The sequence below is a fragment of the Paenibacillus sp. OK060 genome, assembly GCF_900101205.1.
In the GTDB taxonomy this organism is placed as follows: domain Bacteria; phylum Bacillota; class Bacilli; order Paenibacillales; family Paenibacillaceae; genus Paenibacillus; species Paenibacillus marchantiae.
Genome location: NZ_FNFR01000002.1, coordinates 987,966 through 1,004,149, shown reverse-complemented (window position 1 = coordinate 1,004,149; position 16,184 = coordinate 987,966). Strand labels below are relative to the sequence as shown.

16 protein-coding genes are annotated in these 16,184 nt (G+C 45.2%); 12 read left to right on the top strand and 4 right to left on the bottom strand.

Annotation, left to right across the window (positions count from 1 at the left end; translation table 11 throughout):
• Positions 1–52 precede the first annotated feature (52 nt).
• Entirely contained in the window at positions 53–553 is a 501-nt protein-coding gene (locus BLS14_RS10830) for a hypothetical protein (protein WP_063565712.1), read from the top strand.
• Positions 554–589: 36 nt separating this feature from the next.
• On the opposite strand, the gene BLS14_RS10825 is transcribed toward BLS14_RS10830, so the two are convergent.
• Entirely contained in the window at positions 590–1,396 is an 807-nt protein-coding gene (locus BLS14_RS10825; RefSeq protein WP_063565713.1) for a FlxA-like family protein, read from the bottom strand.
• A gap of 194 nt (positions 1,397–1,590) precedes the next feature.
• Here BLS14_RS10825 and BLS14_RS10820 point away from each other — a divergent pair, with 194 nt between their 5' ends.
• The 6 genes from BLS14_RS10820 (at position 1,591) to BLS14_RS10800 (ending at position 8,763) form a co-directional block, all read left to right on the top strand.
• Positions 1,591–3,549, top strand: a complete 1,959-nt coding sequence (locus tag BLS14_RS10820; RefSeq protein WP_090951506.1) for an AraC family transcriptional regulator — start codon at positions 1,591–1,593, stop codon at positions 3,547–3,549.
• Positions 3,550–3,603: 54 nt separating this feature from the next.
• On the top strand, positions 3,604–3,732 hold the full coding sequence (locus BLS14_RS33095) for a hypothetical protein (RefSeq protein WP_256336354.1): 129 nt from the start codon (positions 3,604–3,606) through the stop codon (positions 3,730–3,732).
• Positions 3,733–3,735: 3 nt separating this feature from the next.
• Positions 3,736–5,715 carry an AraC family transcriptional regulator gene (locus BLS14_RS10815; protein ID WP_090951503.1) on the top strand — a complete coding sequence of 660 codons (1,980 nt, stop codon included), beginning with the start codon at positions 3,736–3,738 and terminating at the stop codon, positions 5,713–5,715.
• A 157-nt stretch (positions 5,716–5,872) separates the two neighbouring features.
• A complete protein-coding gene (locus tag BLS14_RS10810; protein WP_079694105.1) occupies positions 5,873–6,910 on the top strand; it encodes an NAD(P)/FAD-dependent oxidoreductase in 1,038 nt (345 codons plus the stop codon).
• Between the two features lie 193 nt (positions 6,911–7,103).
• Positions 7,104–7,748, top strand: coding sequence for a hypothetical protein (locus tag BLS14_RS10805; RefSeq protein WP_072735295.1), 645 nt, complete (start codon positions 7,104–7,106; stop codon positions 7,746–7,748).
• Positions 7,749–8,286: 538 nt separating this feature from the next.
• Positions 8,287–8,763 carry a hypothetical protein gene (locus BLS14_RS10800; protein ID WP_024630975.1) on the top strand — a complete coding sequence of 159 codons (477 nt, stop codon included), beginning with the start codon at positions 8,287–8,289 and terminating at the stop codon, positions 8,761–8,763.
• Positions 8,764–8,986: 223 nt separating this feature from the next.
• On the opposite strand, the gene BLS14_RS10795 is transcribed toward BLS14_RS10800, so the two are convergent.
• On the bottom strand, positions 8,987–9,580 hold the full coding sequence (locus BLS14_RS10795) for a thymidine kinase (RefSeq protein WP_024630974.1): 594 nt from the start codon (positions 9,578–9,580) through the stop codon (positions 8,987–8,989).
• 184 nt (positions 9,581–9,764) lie between these two features.
• Here BLS14_RS10795 and BLS14_RS10790 point away from each other — a divergent pair, with 184 nt between their 5' ends.
• A complete protein-coding gene (locus tag BLS14_RS10790; RefSeq protein WP_063565718.1) occupies positions 9,765–9,977 on the top strand; it encodes a hypothetical protein in 213 nt (70 codons plus the stop codon).
• A gap of 8 nt (positions 9,978–9,985) precedes the next feature.
• Here BLS14_RS10790 and BLS14_RS10785 read toward each other — a convergent pair whose 3' ends face one another.
• Positions 9,986–10,333, bottom strand: a complete 348-nt coding sequence (locus BLS14_RS10785; RefSeq protein ID WP_024630972.1) for a potassium channel family protein — start codon at positions 10,331–10,333, stop codon at positions 9,986–9,988.
• 186 nt (positions 10,334–10,519) lie between these two features.
• A complete protein-coding gene (locus BLS14_RS10780; protein WP_063565720.1) occupies positions 10,520–10,843 on the bottom strand; it encodes a DUF2627 domain-containing protein in 324 nt (107 codons plus the stop codon).
• Between the two features lie 244 nt (positions 10,844–11,087).
• On the opposite strand from BLS14_RS10780, the gene lpdA reads away from it, so the two are divergent.
• The 4 genes from lpdA to BLS14_RS10760 all read left to right on the top strand — a co-directional run bounded on the left by lpdA (position 11,088) and on the right by BLS14_RS10760 (position 16,172).
• Entirely contained in the window at positions 11,088–12,512 is a 1,425-nt protein-coding gene (gene lpdA, locus BLS14_RS10775) for a dihydrolipoyl dehydrogenase (protein WP_090951500.1), read from the top strand.
• A 139-nt stretch (positions 12,513–12,651) separates the two neighbouring features.
• On the top strand, positions 12,652–13,680 hold the full coding sequence (locus BLS14_RS10770; RefSeq protein WP_063565722.1) for a thiamine pyrophosphate-dependent dehydrogenase E1 component subunit alpha: 1,029 nt from the start codon (positions 12,652–12,654) through the stop codon (positions 13,678–13,680).
• A 2-nt stretch (positions 13,681–13,682) separates the two neighbouring features.
• The gene (locus BLS14_RS10765; protein ID WP_024630968.1) at positions 13,683–14,669 is read left to right on the top strand and encodes an alpha-ketoacid dehydrogenase subunit beta; all 987 of its coding nucleotides are present in this window, start codon (positions 13,683–13,685) and stop codon (positions 14,667–14,669) included.
• Positions 14,670–14,717: 48 nt separating this feature from the next.
• Positions 14,718–16,172, top strand: coding sequence for a dihydrolipoamide acetyltransferase family protein (locus tag BLS14_RS10760; protein WP_072735292.1), 1,455 nt, complete (start codon positions 14,718–14,720; stop codon positions 16,170–16,172).
• Positions 16,173–16,184 lie beyond the last annotated feature (12 nt).

The following is a 16,184-nucleotide window of genomic DNA, read 5'->3' as shown; positions in this document are numbered from 1 at the left end:
ACTCTTGTTATAATGAAATAAATTTTAATGCTTTAAAAGAAGTGCAAAGGAGATGGATCTACTGAATAAAACTGAAATTTCACAACTAATCTTTTCTAAGTATCTCGAAGCAGGTAATTTGGTGAGTTATTTTGGTCAAGAAATAGTTCATATTGATAATTTAAAAAAATATTCAGATGAGCAATGGTTAAGTAAGAGTGAAGAAGTACTAACTTTTGATTTTGATGGCTGGTCAGCCAATGTAACTTTTACTAAAAACGGTTCTTATCATAGTGACAGCTTAGATTTCTTCTTTTCTACAAATGATGCTAATAAGTATACTATTGGACTTTATGAAGATCTGCAGCGCTTCATTCTTAGCAGTGGAATAAATGTGAACCAGTTTGTTTCCGACAATGAGCTCGTAATTTTGTTCAAGAACGCAGCCAGTGCTCATTATTTGTTGCAGAATGATCGTTATGTGCTTCGAAAGCTGTCGGGAGCTTTTTTAGATTATGCTCAGACATATGCCTACTATAAAAAAATATATGGTGAATCAACATCCATTTTTTAATATGGTCTGAAACTACATATCACCTTTGTCACCTGTTCAAACCCGAATGTCGAGCGATGTAAAGGAAGGGGCAGGGGATTCATTTGATTGAGTCTCTTGAATTTTTCCTGGGTCTTTATCATTCTGCGTACCATTGGAATTCTTCGATTTGCTTTCAGCCTTATTTCCCTCAACGACTTCCTGATTTTCCTTTTCCACAGAGGATGAAGGTGTAGGAGACGAAACGGATTCTTTTGGCTCAGGCTGATGTATCTCTTTCATCAAATCTCCAATCTTCTGACCTACTTTGCTCATTTGGGAGCTGATGTCCTGCACGATTTCTCTTTTTTTCTGGAATACCGTACGTTCAGCATTTTCAAGCATCATCGATTTGCCAGCATCATTGCCAGCATTAATCTCCAGAACCAGTCGGTCAAACTTGGTTTCACCTTCAATGGTTTGTATGGAGCTGTTCATGCGATCTCGCAAACCGACCAGTTTACCTAACTGATCGTAAGTCTGACTGTGCTTAATTAGATGGTCCATGGATGGGGGTTGAGCTTCGTCATTGCGCTGGGGCTGTTGTTCTTTGGTCTTCTCAGGCTGTTTTAATTTGTTCTTTTCCTCCATTTCCTCTGCTTTGATCTGGGCGATCTGCGTGTCGATTTGCGTAATGGAGCTCGTTAATGATTTGATTCGTGCTGCTTTGGTTTTAGTGTCCAGTTCATCATTGGATTTTACAGCTTGTACTTCTTCATTAAGCCTAACCTTCTGCTGCATAAGTCCCTGAATTTCCTTATCTCTACTGGAGACTTGGCTCCCGGGGGTGAAGCTGCTTTTGGAGGCAGGTGAAATTGAATTCATGGTCTTTTCCCCTTCTTCGTTATATCGTGGATCTACTTACATATATCGGATGTTACGAGAAGCAAATGAAGATACGCTGGTAATAAGTTCACTTTCACTTGTGTGTTGCTTACTTGCGAATAATGATTGATAATGGTTATCAATGAGTGAAGGACTGTTTAGTCAATCTATTTAGACGGAGTTGGGTTAATGAAATGTGGAATAATTATTACATACTCTGGAACTATGCTGCTGTGAGTATTGCGGATATACGTTATATGGAGTTAGGGCCAACCGAGGAGCTAAAGTATAAATTTCCTGCGAGCACGTTTGTATTCAACATTCAGGGTAAAGCCTATGTGACCATAAACGACCAGAAGCATGAAGTGAGTCGTTTTTATGTTCTTCATGGTGGAAAAGGGAGCGTGCTGCATATTGAAGCTGGACAATCTGGATTAAACCTGTTTTACCTTATGTACAAATCAAGCTTGCCAAGTGGAGGAAGAACCGATTTGGGCAACATGATGGAGCACATGAATCCATTTCAGCTAACCTATGGTTTTGCCCCTGAGTCACCTGTTGTGCTGTATGAGCAAGTAAAACAGATACACGCTTTATGGAATCAAAAGAATCCCATACATCATTTTCAGGCAAAAAGTCTTTTTTATCCTTTTGTAGAGCAAGTATCAGCACAAATTCCTCATGCTGCAACTCGTTATTCCATTACGAATCAGGTCAGCAAAGTCATCAAAATTGTGGAATCCTCTTATGCTGAGCCCCTAACGTTGCATGTTTTGGCGGAGAAGGTCGGCAGCAGTCCCAGAAGTCTGTCCCGCAAGTTCAAGCAGGCCACGGGTTATAGTCCAATCGACTATTTGATTCAGTTCCGTTTGTTCAAGGCCAAGGAGATGCTGCTGCATACCGACGCTACATTGGATGAGATTGCGGCAGGCATCGGTTATCCGGACGGATATTATCTAGGGCGTATGTTCAAAAAACATACAGGTGTTTCTCCGCTTCAGTTTAAGGAGAAAACATCGGGCACCTTAAAATGGCCTGATCTGACATCGGCCCTGGCGCGAAATGACATTTCCAGTGGAAGAGCTGGAAGGTATGTTTATAACGATGATGATAATCATTATCAATATAAACACGGAGGGTCATTGTACATGAATAGACAGACAAGAACGGGAATGCTGCTTAGTATTTTATTAAGTCTCACTTTACTGCTGAGTGCCTGCTCGACAGGGGCAACTAGTAATTCTGGGGGAGAAACAGCGGGAAGCAAAGGGACTTCGAGTGTTACCAGCACAGTAACGGCTGATAGCCAATCGAACAATTCCGAGCCTCGGATCATCTCGACGGTTAAGGGAGATATCACGGTCCCGGCTGAACCCAAGCGAATTGTGGTGGATTTATATTTAGGAAGCCTGATTGCTTTGGGAATCAAGCCAGTCGGTACACCGGAAATGAACTTGAAGAACCCCTATTTTATCAAATCACTTGAGGGAGTAGAGAATATTGGTGAATACGAAACTATTTCTCTTGAAAAGGTGTTGGAACTTCAACCAGATCTGATTGTCACAGGTGATCCTGATTTGTTTGATTCTTTTAGCAAAATTGCGCCTACGCTTGTTGTTCCTTATGGAGAGTTGAAAAATACCCATGAAGAGATCACTTATTTCGGTAAAGCGTTGAACAAAGAAAAAGAGGCTGAGTCATGGTTGGCCGATTACGACGGACGAATTGCGGATGCCAAGAAGCGTGTAAGTGAAGCAATCGATGCAGATGCAGAAGTATCCGTTATGCAATTTTACGATAAAGGACCGTTAGCCTTTGGTGATAATTTTGGGCGTGGAGGTCAAGCTGTGTACAGTGCTCTCGGATTGAATCCTCCGGCAGACAAAAAAGAGATATTAATGAAAGATCAGCTTGTTGAAGTCTCGTCCGAATCCATACCCGAATTTGCCGGTGATTACATTATTCTTACGGCAGACAACCTGACTGTAGAGGAATTGAAATCCAAGCCAGTATGGAGTTCGCTTGATGCCGTCAAGAATGATCGTGTGTTTATCTGGAGTCCGGATCGTTCATGGTACTTTGACCCTATTGCAACGTTGGATCAGACCGAGGAATTGGCAGCTTGGTTCACGAAGACAGCTGTTCAAAAGTAAATCTTTCGGATCATTGATTGGTGAAATTGAATCCTGGTCAAAATTCAGTTGATAATGAAAATTATTATCATCTATAATGAAGGAATAATAGTGAACCACTATAACGCTTCGGTTAAGGATGGTTTGCAGAATAATGACCTGTACAAGGTCTTTGTTCCTGGTGAGACTGGGATTGGAGAGTAATCGATGCAATTAAACGAACAGATGCAAAGCTGGAATCACGCGGCTGTTAAAATTCTGGATATACGCCGGATCGTCATGGAGGCAGGGGAGATACAGGAGTCCTATTTGCTTCCGGCAAACGCTTTTATATACAGCATTCGGGGTGCAGCTCAACTTAAATTGGATGGGAAAACACACGAAGCACAGCGATTCTGTATTCTGCATGGTGGTAAAGGATCATCACTGGATATTCGGGTGAGCGAAAAGTTTGAATATTACTTGCTGTTCTACAGGGCATTCCTTGCGTTCCCAACTCATCGTAAAACATGGCGGTTGTCACAACCTCCTCAGATTGCTCCGTTCTCTTTGCAATATGGATTTACGCCGAGCAATCCTCTTGCTATATTGCGCTATTTTGGAGAACTGGAGAAAGCGTGGGATCAGGCGAGCAGACTGGACTTGCTGCAAGTAAAAAGTTTGTTCTACCAATTTATTCATGAGCTGTTGTTTCAATTGGCAGAGCAGGAAGTCAGAACAGTGCCTCCAGACCCTATTGAGCAAACACTTCGCTACATCCAGGAGCATTATAGGGAACAGGTGACTCTGGATTTTCTGGCTGAACAATTCAACTACAGCTCCCGTCATTTATCTATGCAATTTAAAAGAAAGACAGGACACAGTCCGATTGATTATCTCATTCAAACGAGACTGACCAAAGCCCGGAATTTGCTTGTTCGATCCGATGCAACCCTGCGCGAAATCGCGGCAGAAGTGGGATACACGGATGTGTATTATTTCAGCCGTATTTTCAAAAAACATGTGGGCCTGTCCCCCACACTCTATCAGCAGAAAATAAGGAACCAGACTTTGGCAGAGGATCGTCCATTACAATTCTCCGAATCGTCCATTGGCTGGAGAAGGATGCGAGGATATATTGATTATGAGAATCATTATCAATATATAGACGGAGGGTCTACATCAATGAAAAGAAGAAAAACAAGCTCCAGCATGATTTTGGTTGCACTTTTAAGCATCACAATGCTTTTATCGGCATGCTCCGCTGGCTCTGCAACAACAACAGTTACGGGGGAAGGTACGAATACGAACTCAACTACGAGCACAGCCGCATCTTCATCATCAGATTCAGGTAGTCAAACGAACAATGAAAATGGAACACGTACGGTCTCCACGGTTAAAGGTGATGTTGTTGTCCCGGCAAATCCTAAACGGGTGGTTGTACTTTATCTTCAAGGAGATGTTGTAGCGCTTGGAATTAAGCCTATTGCAACGTCTGACGTATTTGATGGGGCTGCATATAAGAATGAGCTTGAAGGGGTAAATTCACTAGGCACCTGGTTCGAACCAAACCCTGAGGCTGTCATTGATCTGGACCCGGATTTGATCATTGTTCCTTCAGAAGAGACTTACACGCTATTAAAAGATATTGCACCAACTGTGTATGTCCCATATGAGAAATTGACAACGGAAGAAAGACTTCATAGTATCGCTAGCATTTTCGGCAAAGAACAGGAAGCAGACGTTTTAATCGACAATCTTAACAGTAAAGTTGAAGAGAGCAAGAAAAAACTTGCTGATGCAGGCATACTGGACAAAACGGCCTCCATCGTCGAAGGTGGGCTGAAAGAGATGGTCATTGTAGAAAGTAAGCAATACGGCCGAGGATCTCAGGCTATATACGAGTACTTGGAAATGAAAGCACCTGAAGCGGTCCAGAAAAAAATTGACGTCGTTTCCGACGCGGCAGGTTCGACCTTGTCCATGGAAGTTCTTCCTGAGTATATGGGAGACTACGTGTTTCGTTCGGTATATGAAGGGGCAGATAACCTTAACGATAATCCAATTTGGAATAGCATACCCGCTATCAAAGAAGGCCGTTTAATCGAGATTGATTTTGATTTCTTCTATTACTCGGATATCTATTCCATCAACAAGCAAATCGATTTCGTTGTCGAGCATCTACTCGCAGCTCCCAAAGTTAAGTAATCAACAAATAAATAACCGATGGTAGTTTTGTATAAGAAATGTTTGAATTTTAGCCATTGTAATTTGATAAGTTTCCCATTAGACTAGGAAAAGAGTGATAATGAGAATCGATATCAAATAGTCGAGCGCTTTGGATCGAACTGATGGAGGTAACTACATGGATCAGCATTTGGAATTATATGATGTAACAATTATCGGCGGGGGACCTGCCGGCATGTATTCTGCATTTTACAGCGGGATGCGTGATATGAAGACCAAGTTGATTGAGGCGCGGGATAAACTGGGTGGTCGCATGCTCTTTTATCCAGAGAAAATGATCTGGGACGTTGGCGGCGTGACCCCGATTCTGTGTGAAAATTTGATTAAACAGCTGGAAGAACAGGCTAGAACATTTGAGCCAACGATTGTGTTTGAACAGCAAATTGAAGGATTTGAGCGTCAGCCTGATGGCACGATTCTGCTGACATCGAATACAGGAGAACAACACTGGACACGTACCGTCATATTGGCGATCGGGTATGGTATATATAAAATGGCCAAGCTGGAGCTTGAAGGTGCTGACCGTTATGAGGTTACCAATCTCCACTATACAGTACAGGAGCTGGAGCCTTTCCGTGGTAAACGAGTACTGATCTCTGGTGGAGGTGACTCCGCGGTGGATTGGGCCAATGAGCTTGAAGCACTGGCAGAGCAAGTGACGGTTGTGCATCGTCGTGACCGCTTTGGCGGATTGGAGCGAAATGTACTGCGGATGAGAGAATCCTCAGTGGATATTCGTACACCATACGCCGTTGATACCCTACATAGTCAAAGTGGGGAGATCATCGAACAAGTGACGATATCCCATGTTGAGACAGGTGAGAGTGAAGTCCTTGATGTGGATGCGATTATCGTCAACCACGGCATGAAGAGTGACTTTGGCCCGCTCCGGGATTGGGGACTTGATCTTGGTGAATGGCATGTCAAAACAACAGAGAAGCTGCAAACGAATATTCCAGGCGTCTTCGCTGCAGGAGACTTTGTAGATTATGGAAGTAAACTGTATCTGATTGCTGGTACATTTACGGATGCAGCCCTCGCGGTGAACAGTGCAAAACTGTATATGGACCCTGAGGCGGAGAAAGTTGCCTATGTGTCTTCCCATAACAGCCGGTTCAAGGAAAAAAATAAAGAACTTGGTGTTGTGGAAGAATAGAATCAAACGAAGTAGTTCTGGCTAATGCCAGAACTGCTTTTTTTTGTTTCCATTTTCGGTATGAACCTCCACGAACTGCACAACATAGAACAGGCACCGGAATTGAACATACATCATCAACTGTCTATAATGAGCCTTAGAAGTGAGGAAAAACAGCAAGAAACGTCAAACAGATTAGAGTGGAGTGCACAATATGGAAAAAAAATTTCAACGTATATCCACATTCATTCATCGGTGGTTCAAAGGCCGTGAGAAAAAACGCATCAAATGGTCGGAAGTCTATCTCGCTGTTGCTGGGAAAATGCATCGACTACTGGTGGAAGGCCGGCGCGCACGTTCAGCGTCCAGAAGGCTGCATCAGGATTTGCCTATTACCGCTTTGGGCCAAATGAAGCTGGAGCCAGGAGATATTTTATATACGCCAAGTTCGGAATCGACTTATTACGCCGGGCATATGGGGATTATTGGACTCGACGGTAAAGTGTATCACGTACACCCTTATGGGCCCGTGTTTGCCGATTCCTTGGATTGGTACATCACTCGCTTTTATGAGGGGGATCGTTTCATTGTATTTCGCTCCCGTCTGAATCAGGCTGGTGTGAAGGCAGCGCAGTGGGTACAGGATCATTACAAGCAGGTAAAATTCTATCGATTGCAGACGAATCTGCGCAGCATTGAACGGAACTATTGTTCCAAATTTATATATCAGGCGTACCAATTTACAACTGGACTTGATCTGTGGAGTCGCAAGTTTGTGAAGCTGAATCAGGGATACATCTATCCGTTTCGAATTGAGCGCTCACCCGCGCTTGAGGTTCTTGGAACGTTTTATAAATAAGGCAAGTTAACCGACGGAAGTTCCTTTCTCATACAAGAGGATGGGGCAGGTTCTGTCGGTTTTTTTTGTATGCGTAGAGATCAAAAACAGGAAAAAGGCTCAAAACGTCGAATAGATTATGAGATAGGCATGCACAACTTGGAATCGTATACATAACCAATGCAGGATCAATTTTTGCCCAAGCATAAGCAATTCACCCCTTAGAAGGCAAACAAGGAAGAGAGAGAAAGAGATGAAATGGCTGAACTTTGTGCGCAGGTTCAAATCAAACTCAAACGTAGTAAACCTATCCGATTACACTCCCAGGAAGGAAAGGAGGCAATATTGTTCCATCTGTAGTAAAAAAGTGAAGTCCATCGTGTATTATGCGACTTCCCAGGGAAATGTTGCAGGTGTATGCAGTTCTTGTAAATCAGTGGCGGAACATCGAGGAATGTTACCCATTTAATAAGGAAGAGATACGCTCAGGAAATAACATTGCTTTGATTTATGAGCGTTTTTGTAGTACATTAGCAAATGTATTCGAAGGAGGATTCTAATGTACTCAGGTAGACAAGACGATACTTTATACATCATGACCTACACCTTAAACAGCGGTATCAAGGGTACGGTTCCACTGTCAAATAAGCAGATTATTGAGTGGCTGGATTGCTACAGAAATGAGAAGCGCTTCGTGACCGAAATCGGCAAGGAGTTTTTTGGATTGAATGCAGGATTGGTAGCAGATTTTAAAGTTCAGAATCATTTATCGGATTATCAGCAGACAATTATGCCTACACAGCAGCAGGATAACATGGAACGTTTGTCCAGCGCATATAAATCAACCGAGTTATTAATGAAGATTGATTGTAAATGTGGCACGGCATATGTTACGGAGTCTCCATATAAGCGCACCAAATGGTACTGCACCAAGTGCAAAGAGATTGTATTTTTGGATGCCAAAAAAGGAATGGTAGAAACGTCGCGTGGCGACGCTTACTACATGACCAACAAATATTTTGTTTCCCGGGACTAGCGGGAGATGACGAATGGGAAGCATCGCTGTGAGGCGGTGCTTTTTTGTGTGCAAAGAAAGAGCAAATGACCGAGTTAAGCAGAGGTATATTAAGGGTATGCTGGTAAAAAGGAGTTATAATAAAAAAAGCCCTCGGGGGCTTTTTTTGAAATCTCAGGAAACCTGTAGCAGCAGATACCGCCGATCAGAACCTATAGATTAATCATGGAAAAGCTGATTCAGCTCAGCATTCAACTTTGTGAGGAGGAATGAAGCAGCAGCGACAGCGCGGCTCGTAAGCTTCTGAATCGCCAATCATGACGACAGGTCCAAGCGTTACAGGCTCTCCATTAACGATACGCTGGGTGAAAGCCGCATCCGGGCTTCCGCATACGGCACAGAATGCCGACAGTTTCTCAATATCATCCGCCATAGCGAGCAAACCGCCTACATATCCAAATTCCTTGCCACGGTAATCCATATTCAGTCCATCCACAATGACATGTTTGCCACAGTAGGCAAGCTCGGAGACCAGTTCCATGATGGCACTGCTGAAGAATTGTACTTCATCAAATGCAACAACATCAGCATCTTTGGTCTGCGTAAGGATCATCTCTACGGATTCCGGGGTCAATTGCCGGGGAATGGAATGGGCAGGCAGACGATAGCCGATACGGCTAACGATCTCGTCTTGAGCAAACCGATCATCTTCGGCAGGTTTGTAAGCAACGACCTTTTTACGGCCAAATTGAATTAATTTCTGACAACGGCGAATGAGTTCACCGGATTTTTCACTAAACATAGGTCCTGTAATTACGGTAATTCGTCCTGTTTGCACAGTTCTGCTACTCCTCTCACATACGGGATTCAACAAAAAAAAGCGACCATTACAGAGTACCACAAAATCTTTAGTAAGAGCCAGAACTAATCTGAGCAGCTTTGTGTTACTATATGGATTGTTAAGCTGTTGGTTACGGCAGTGTAATGCATAAGCCAGGAGCGATTGAAAAGAGGTGTTAACGATGAGTGAAGCATTATCCGAATTACAAGAGCGATATGAACATTTGAAAGGACAGTCAGTCCTTGACGAAGCTGCGCAGGCGTTGTTTGCAGACTTGTTCGCTGAAGCGGAGCGGCTGCAAGCCAGTAATCTGACGTTGCGCAGAACGATTCTGAAGTCCTCTTCCAAAGAGTCGCGTATGTCTACCAAGCTGCGGGATGCATTATACGAATAACCCGGAGACTACTCCGGGTTCTCTTCTGTCTGCAATTTGCGGGGAAATAGAATACCTGCTGTAATTCTGGCAATCATGGCGAAGGTGAGGCCGATACCTGCGAACATATAGATGACTGTAAAAGCCTTGCCGAATCCGGTCGATGGTACAAAATCCGGATGTCCCACCGTCGTTAGAGTTACTGCACAGAAATAGAGGGCATCAATCCAGTGCAGACCTTCAACGCGAGTATAGAATAACGTGCCCGAGAGAAGTGTCGCCGCAGTTAATACAAACAGAGCCAGGAACTTCTGGTCCTTGAAGGCATGGAAAATGCCTTTAAGCAATCTTTTTAGCGTAATGATAAACGAGACCATGTTGATCCATCCTGTCTATGGAAAGAGTGGGCATTGTGCATATTCAAGATGCTAACACTGAATTTATGCATAATACGTGTTTGAATAATAAGCATTATACCTGATCGAGTACCGTATATAAAGGCAGATGTAAGGTTCGGATGTTGAAATGTTGCGGAGCCAGAAAAAATGACAAAAAGCCCGGACTCAGGAAGTCGTACCGGGCGTCTCAGCTTTGTCGGCTGAGGGTGCGCTTTTTGAACGAAAACGGGGTCCTACATAATTACGCTTGCGGTCACGGAACAGAATCCAACCTCCCAGAAAACTCATGCCTGCGGCGAACAGGACAAGTCCTCCACCAAAGGAGAGCCATTGAAATCCTGGTGAGATCTGCTCGTTCCCATGCTCGGCATAATACAGGAAAAGGGCGTCCTTCATCATTAGAAAACCCTTCATTGCCATTAACCCGGGAATGACCAGAACAATAATCGCCACAAATCGTGCAAAGACCAGTCTAGTATTCATCACCATTAAACTCCTTCTGCCTGAGGTTGACGTAAAATAAAGGTTGCGCTTACAGGTCATACCTGATTCCATCATAGCTTGGTTTTCAGAAGCTGTCCATGCGTTTCAGGGTCAAATTTTGAGTTGACTGCTCAAGGGGAGTACAATGGAATATAGATAACGTCTATGAAAAAGAGAATCATTCGAATCATCATCTTACAAATATATTGAAATTGTATTGAAATTATATGGATAGAGGAGAACATTTAAGATGCCAATTACATGTGATGTTGCCATTCTTGGAGGAGGAACGGGAGGGTACGTTGCTGCCATCCGTGCCGCACAGTTAGGAAAACAGGTTGTTATTATCGAGAAGGATAAGCTGGGGGGCACTTGTCTGCATCGTGGCTGTATTCCGAGCAAGGCATTGCTGCGAAGTGCGGAAGTGTACGCTGAGATACAAGAAAGCGAAATGTATGGGATTGAAACAGCTGGAGCAACACTTGTATTTCCGAAGGTTCAGGCGCGCAAGGATGCAATTGTGGAGCAGCTTCATCAAGGTGTGCAGTATTTAATGAAAAAAAATAAAATTCAGGTCGTACACGCCAAAGGGCGCGTGATCGGACCTTCCATTTTCTCCCCTCAGAGCGGTGCAGTGGCTGTCGAGTTTGAAGATGGCGAGATGGATACAGTTGTGCCAACCAACCTCATTATTGCTACCGGATCTCGCCCACGGGTGCTGCCAGGTCTTGAGCCAGATGGCCGGTACATCATGAGCAGTGATGAGGCTTTGCGAATGGACGAATTACCAGCATCCCTGATCATTGTTGGTGGTGGGGTGATTGGCCTCGAATGGGCCTCGATGCTGAATGATTTTGGCGTTGAAATTACAGTTGTTGAAGCCGCTGCTCATGTATTGCCAGCAGAGGATGAAGATGTAGCCAAGGAAATGCAGAGATTGCTTGGGAAACGTGGTGTTCGCTTCCTAACAGGCGCTAGCGTTCTGACAGAGACATATAGCATACAGGAAGACGGTATTCAGATTGATGTCAAGCTGGGGGATGAGAAGCAAGAGACTCTGAAAGCGGACAAGATGCTGGTGTCGGTTGGTCGTCAGGCCAATGTCGAAAATATCGGACTCGAAAATACGGATATCAAACTCGAACGCGGATTTATTGCTGTGAATCAACATCTGCAAACGGGTGAGGGACATATTTATGCAATCGGCGATGTCATCGGCGGATTGCAGCTGGCGCATGCAGCGAGTCATGAAGGCATTTTGGCAGTGAATCATCTGGCGGGTGAAACGGTACATGCCGTCGAATCACATCGAATCCCGCGCTGTGTCTATACTCGTCCGGAAGCAGCGAGTATCGGATTTACGGAGCGCGAGGCCAAAGAGCGTGGTTGTGAAGTGAAGACAGGCAAGTTTCCGTTCCAGGCGATTGGAAAATCTTTGGTTCATGGAAGTCGGGATGGATTCGTGAAGGTAATCGCGGATGCCAAGACGAATGATATATTGGGAGTACATATGATCGGTACCCATGTGACGGAACTGATCGCAGAGGCCTCTTTGGCTCAGATGCTGGATGCGACACCTTGGGAAGTGGGACAGACGATCCATCCTCACCCAACATTATCGGAAATCATGGGTGAAGCCATGTTGGCAGTAGACGGAAAATCGATTGGAATGTAAGCCGGACAGGCTTATGAGAAAGGTCCTTTCCTTTTTTGGGCAAATGGGATTATAATAAGGTTAAGCCAAGTCTTAGTACCAGGTTATAAGATCGGGTAGTAAGACGGGCAAAGGCTCTGATTAAAAGGAGGTACCTCATATGAGTTCAAAAGGTACTGCAGACGCGGTCCATCGGCATGAACAGCTGGGACTTAGCGATGGTGAAGTATTGGATATGTACAAATACATGCTGCTCGCACGCAAGTTTGACGAGCGTTGCTTGCTCTTACAGCGGGCCGGCAAAATTAACTTTCACGTATCCGGTGTAGGACAGGAAGCTGCGCAAGTAGGCGCTGCATTCGGTCTGGACCGGGATCACGATTATTATTTACCGTATTACCGCGATTATGGCTTTGTACTGGCAGTTGGCATGACTCCACGTGAGCTGATGCTGTCTGCTTTTGCGAAGGCGGAAGATCCGAATAGTGGGGGACGGCAAATGCCGGGTCACTTCGGTCACAAAAAGCTGCGCATTGTAACGGGCTCCAGTCCGGTTACGACACAGGTTCCGCACGCTGTAGGGTTTGCACTGGCTGCCAAAATGAAGAAGCAAGAATTCGTTTCTTTTGTAACTTTTGGTGAAGGGTCAAGCAACCAGGGAGATTTCCACGAAGGTGCCAATTTCGCAGGTGTTCATAAACTTCCTGTGATTATTATGTGTGAGAACAATCAGTATGCCATCTCGGTGCCAATTCACAAGCAGCTGAGTGGTAAAATATCAGATCGTGCACTTGGGTACGGGTTCCCCGGACTTCGTGTAGATGGAAACGATGCGTTGGAAGTATACGGTGCAGTCAAAGAAGCTCGTCGCCGCGCAATCGCTGGTGAAGGACCAACACTTATTGAAGCGATGATGTATCGGTTGTCTCCACACTCCACTTCCGACAATGATCTGGCATACCGGACCAAGGAAGAGGTTGAAGAGAACTGGAAGAAGGACGGCGTGCTTCGCATGAAGAACTATCTGATCGATTGCGGCATCTGGGATGAAGCCCGGGATGCGGATCTGGCTTCCCAGCTTGCGCTGGAAATGAAAGAAGCGACTGAATACGCAGACAACGCGCCATATCCGAAACCTGAGGACACTCTGACGCACGTTTATGCGGACAGCGAAGAAGGGGGACGGTAAGTATGGCGGTTATGGAATATATTGATGCAATCCGTCTCGCGATGAAAGAAGAGATGGAGCGGGATGAAAATGTCTTTATCCTTGGTGAAGATGTCGGGGTCAAAGGCGGCGTGTTCACTACAACCAAAGGATTGCAGGATCAGTTCGGCGAAATGCGTGTCATGGACACACCATTGTCCGAATCAGCCATTGCAGGTGTAGCCATTGGTGCAGCGATGTATGGCATGAAACCTATTGCCGAGATGCAATATTCGGATTTTATGTTGCCTGCAACAAATCAGATTATTAGTGAAGCGGCCAAAATTCGCTATCGCTCCAACAATGACTGGAGTTGCCCGATTGTTATTCGTGCGCCTATTGGCGGCGGTATTTTTGGTGGGCTGTATCACTCCCAATGTCCGGAATCGATCTTTTTTGGCACACCAGGTCTGAAAATTATAGCTCCTTACTCGGCATACGATGCGAAGGGACTGCTCAAAGCAGCCATTCGCGACCCGGACCCGGTTCTCTTTTTTGAAAATAAAAAATGCTACAAGCTGATCAAGGAAGATGTGCCGGAAGATGATTACATCGTTCCAATTGGTAAAGCCAACGTGCTTCGCGAAGGAGCAGATATTACAGTTATCGGGTATAGCCAGCCACTTCATTTTGTCATGCAGGCTGCCGAAGAGCTGGAGCGTGAGGAAGGCATTACTGCCCATGTACTGGATCTGCGCACATTGCAGCCACTTGATCGCGAAGCCATCATTGCATCCGCTCGTCTGACTGGCAAAGTGCTGATTGTGCATGAAGACAATAAAACTGGTGGTGTAGGAGCGGAAGTTGCGGCTATCATCAGTGAAGAATGTCTGTTCGAACTGGATGCGCCGATTCAGCGTCTCTGCGGACCGGATGTACCGGCAATGCCGATTAGCCCAACATTGGAGAAATTCTATATGCTGAGCAAGGATAAAGCCAAGGAAGCGATGCGTACGCTCGCCGAGTATTAATTCGTGTAGTGAGATAGTTTAAAAGCAAAGTTTGGAGTGATATAACCAATGAGTATGAAATGGATCGAGGTCATTATGCCGCAGCTGGCGGAATCGCTGGTCTCGGCTACCATTGCCAAATGGTTGAAAAAACCGGGTGACCGGATTGAACAATACGAACCGATCTGTGAAGTGATTACGGATAAAGTCAACGCAGAGATTCCATCAACCGTTGATGGAATTATGGGTGATCTGTTGGTCGAAGAAGGTACGACCATTGCGGTTGGCGAAGCCATCTGCCGCATGCAGGTAGCTGCTTCTGATGAAGAAGCAGCAGAGCAAGTAACGCATGCTTCGCAGCAACAGAATGGTGATCATGTTCATGCACAACAAAGTGCGAACTACGTACCTGCTGCTGGTGCAGCGAGTACAACAGGGCACGATCCCAATCAGCCGATGCGTAACCGCTATTCTCCTGCGGTTCAATCCCTTGCAGCTGAACATGGTCTCAACTTGCAGAGCATTCAGGGCACAGGAGCAGGTGGTCGGATTACACGTAAGGATGTACTGGCAGTGATTGCACAGGGTGGAAACGCGGGCGCAGCGTCTGTACAGTCTTCTACTGTAGCAGGACAGCAGGTCTCTTCGGGAGTACCTTCAGGTTCTCCTTTCAGCGGATTGAATCGGGGGAATGCAGACTTGGGCGCATCTGCGGGAGAAACCGTTCCAGCAGCCGACGCAGGCGTTCCTGTAAGACATTCCGGCATACATCTGACCGAAAGTCCGAAAATTCCGCAAATCGAAGTAGAGGGTGGCGGACAGGGAAGATCCGAATACTTCATCGACGTTACTCCAGTTCGTAATGCCATTGCTCGTAATATGCGTCAAAGCGTATCGGAAATCCCTCACGCGTGGACGATGATTGAAGTGGACGTGACGAATCTGGTGATGCTGCGCAACAAACTCAAGGATGAGTTCAAGCGCAAAGAAGGCATCAACCTGACGTACTTGTCCTTCATGATGAAGGGGGTCGTTAATGCGATTAAAGACTACCCGATCATGAACTCGGTATGGGCTGTTGACAAAATTATTGTCAAACGGGATATCAACCTGTCGATGGCAGTGGGTACAGAAGACTCTGTACTGACACCGGTAATTAAACATGCGGATCAGCGCAACATCGCTGGTCTGGCTCGTGAAATTGATGAGCTGGCACGTAAAACTCGTGAAGGCACGTTGAAGCTAGACCATATGCAGGGCGGAACTTTCACGGTTAACAATACGGGGTCATTTGGTTCGATTCTGTCGCAACCTATTATTAACTACCCACAGGCGGCGATTCTTACATTTGAGTCGATCGTCAAGAAACCTGTGGTCATTAATGACATGATTGCTGTCCGTTCTATGGCGAACCTTTGTCTCTCCCTGGATCATCGTATTCTAGATGGAGTCATTAGCGGACGTTTCCTGCAACGTGTAAAAGAGAATCTTGAAGGATACACGATGGAATCGAAAGTGTATTAAGAGAGAGCAAGT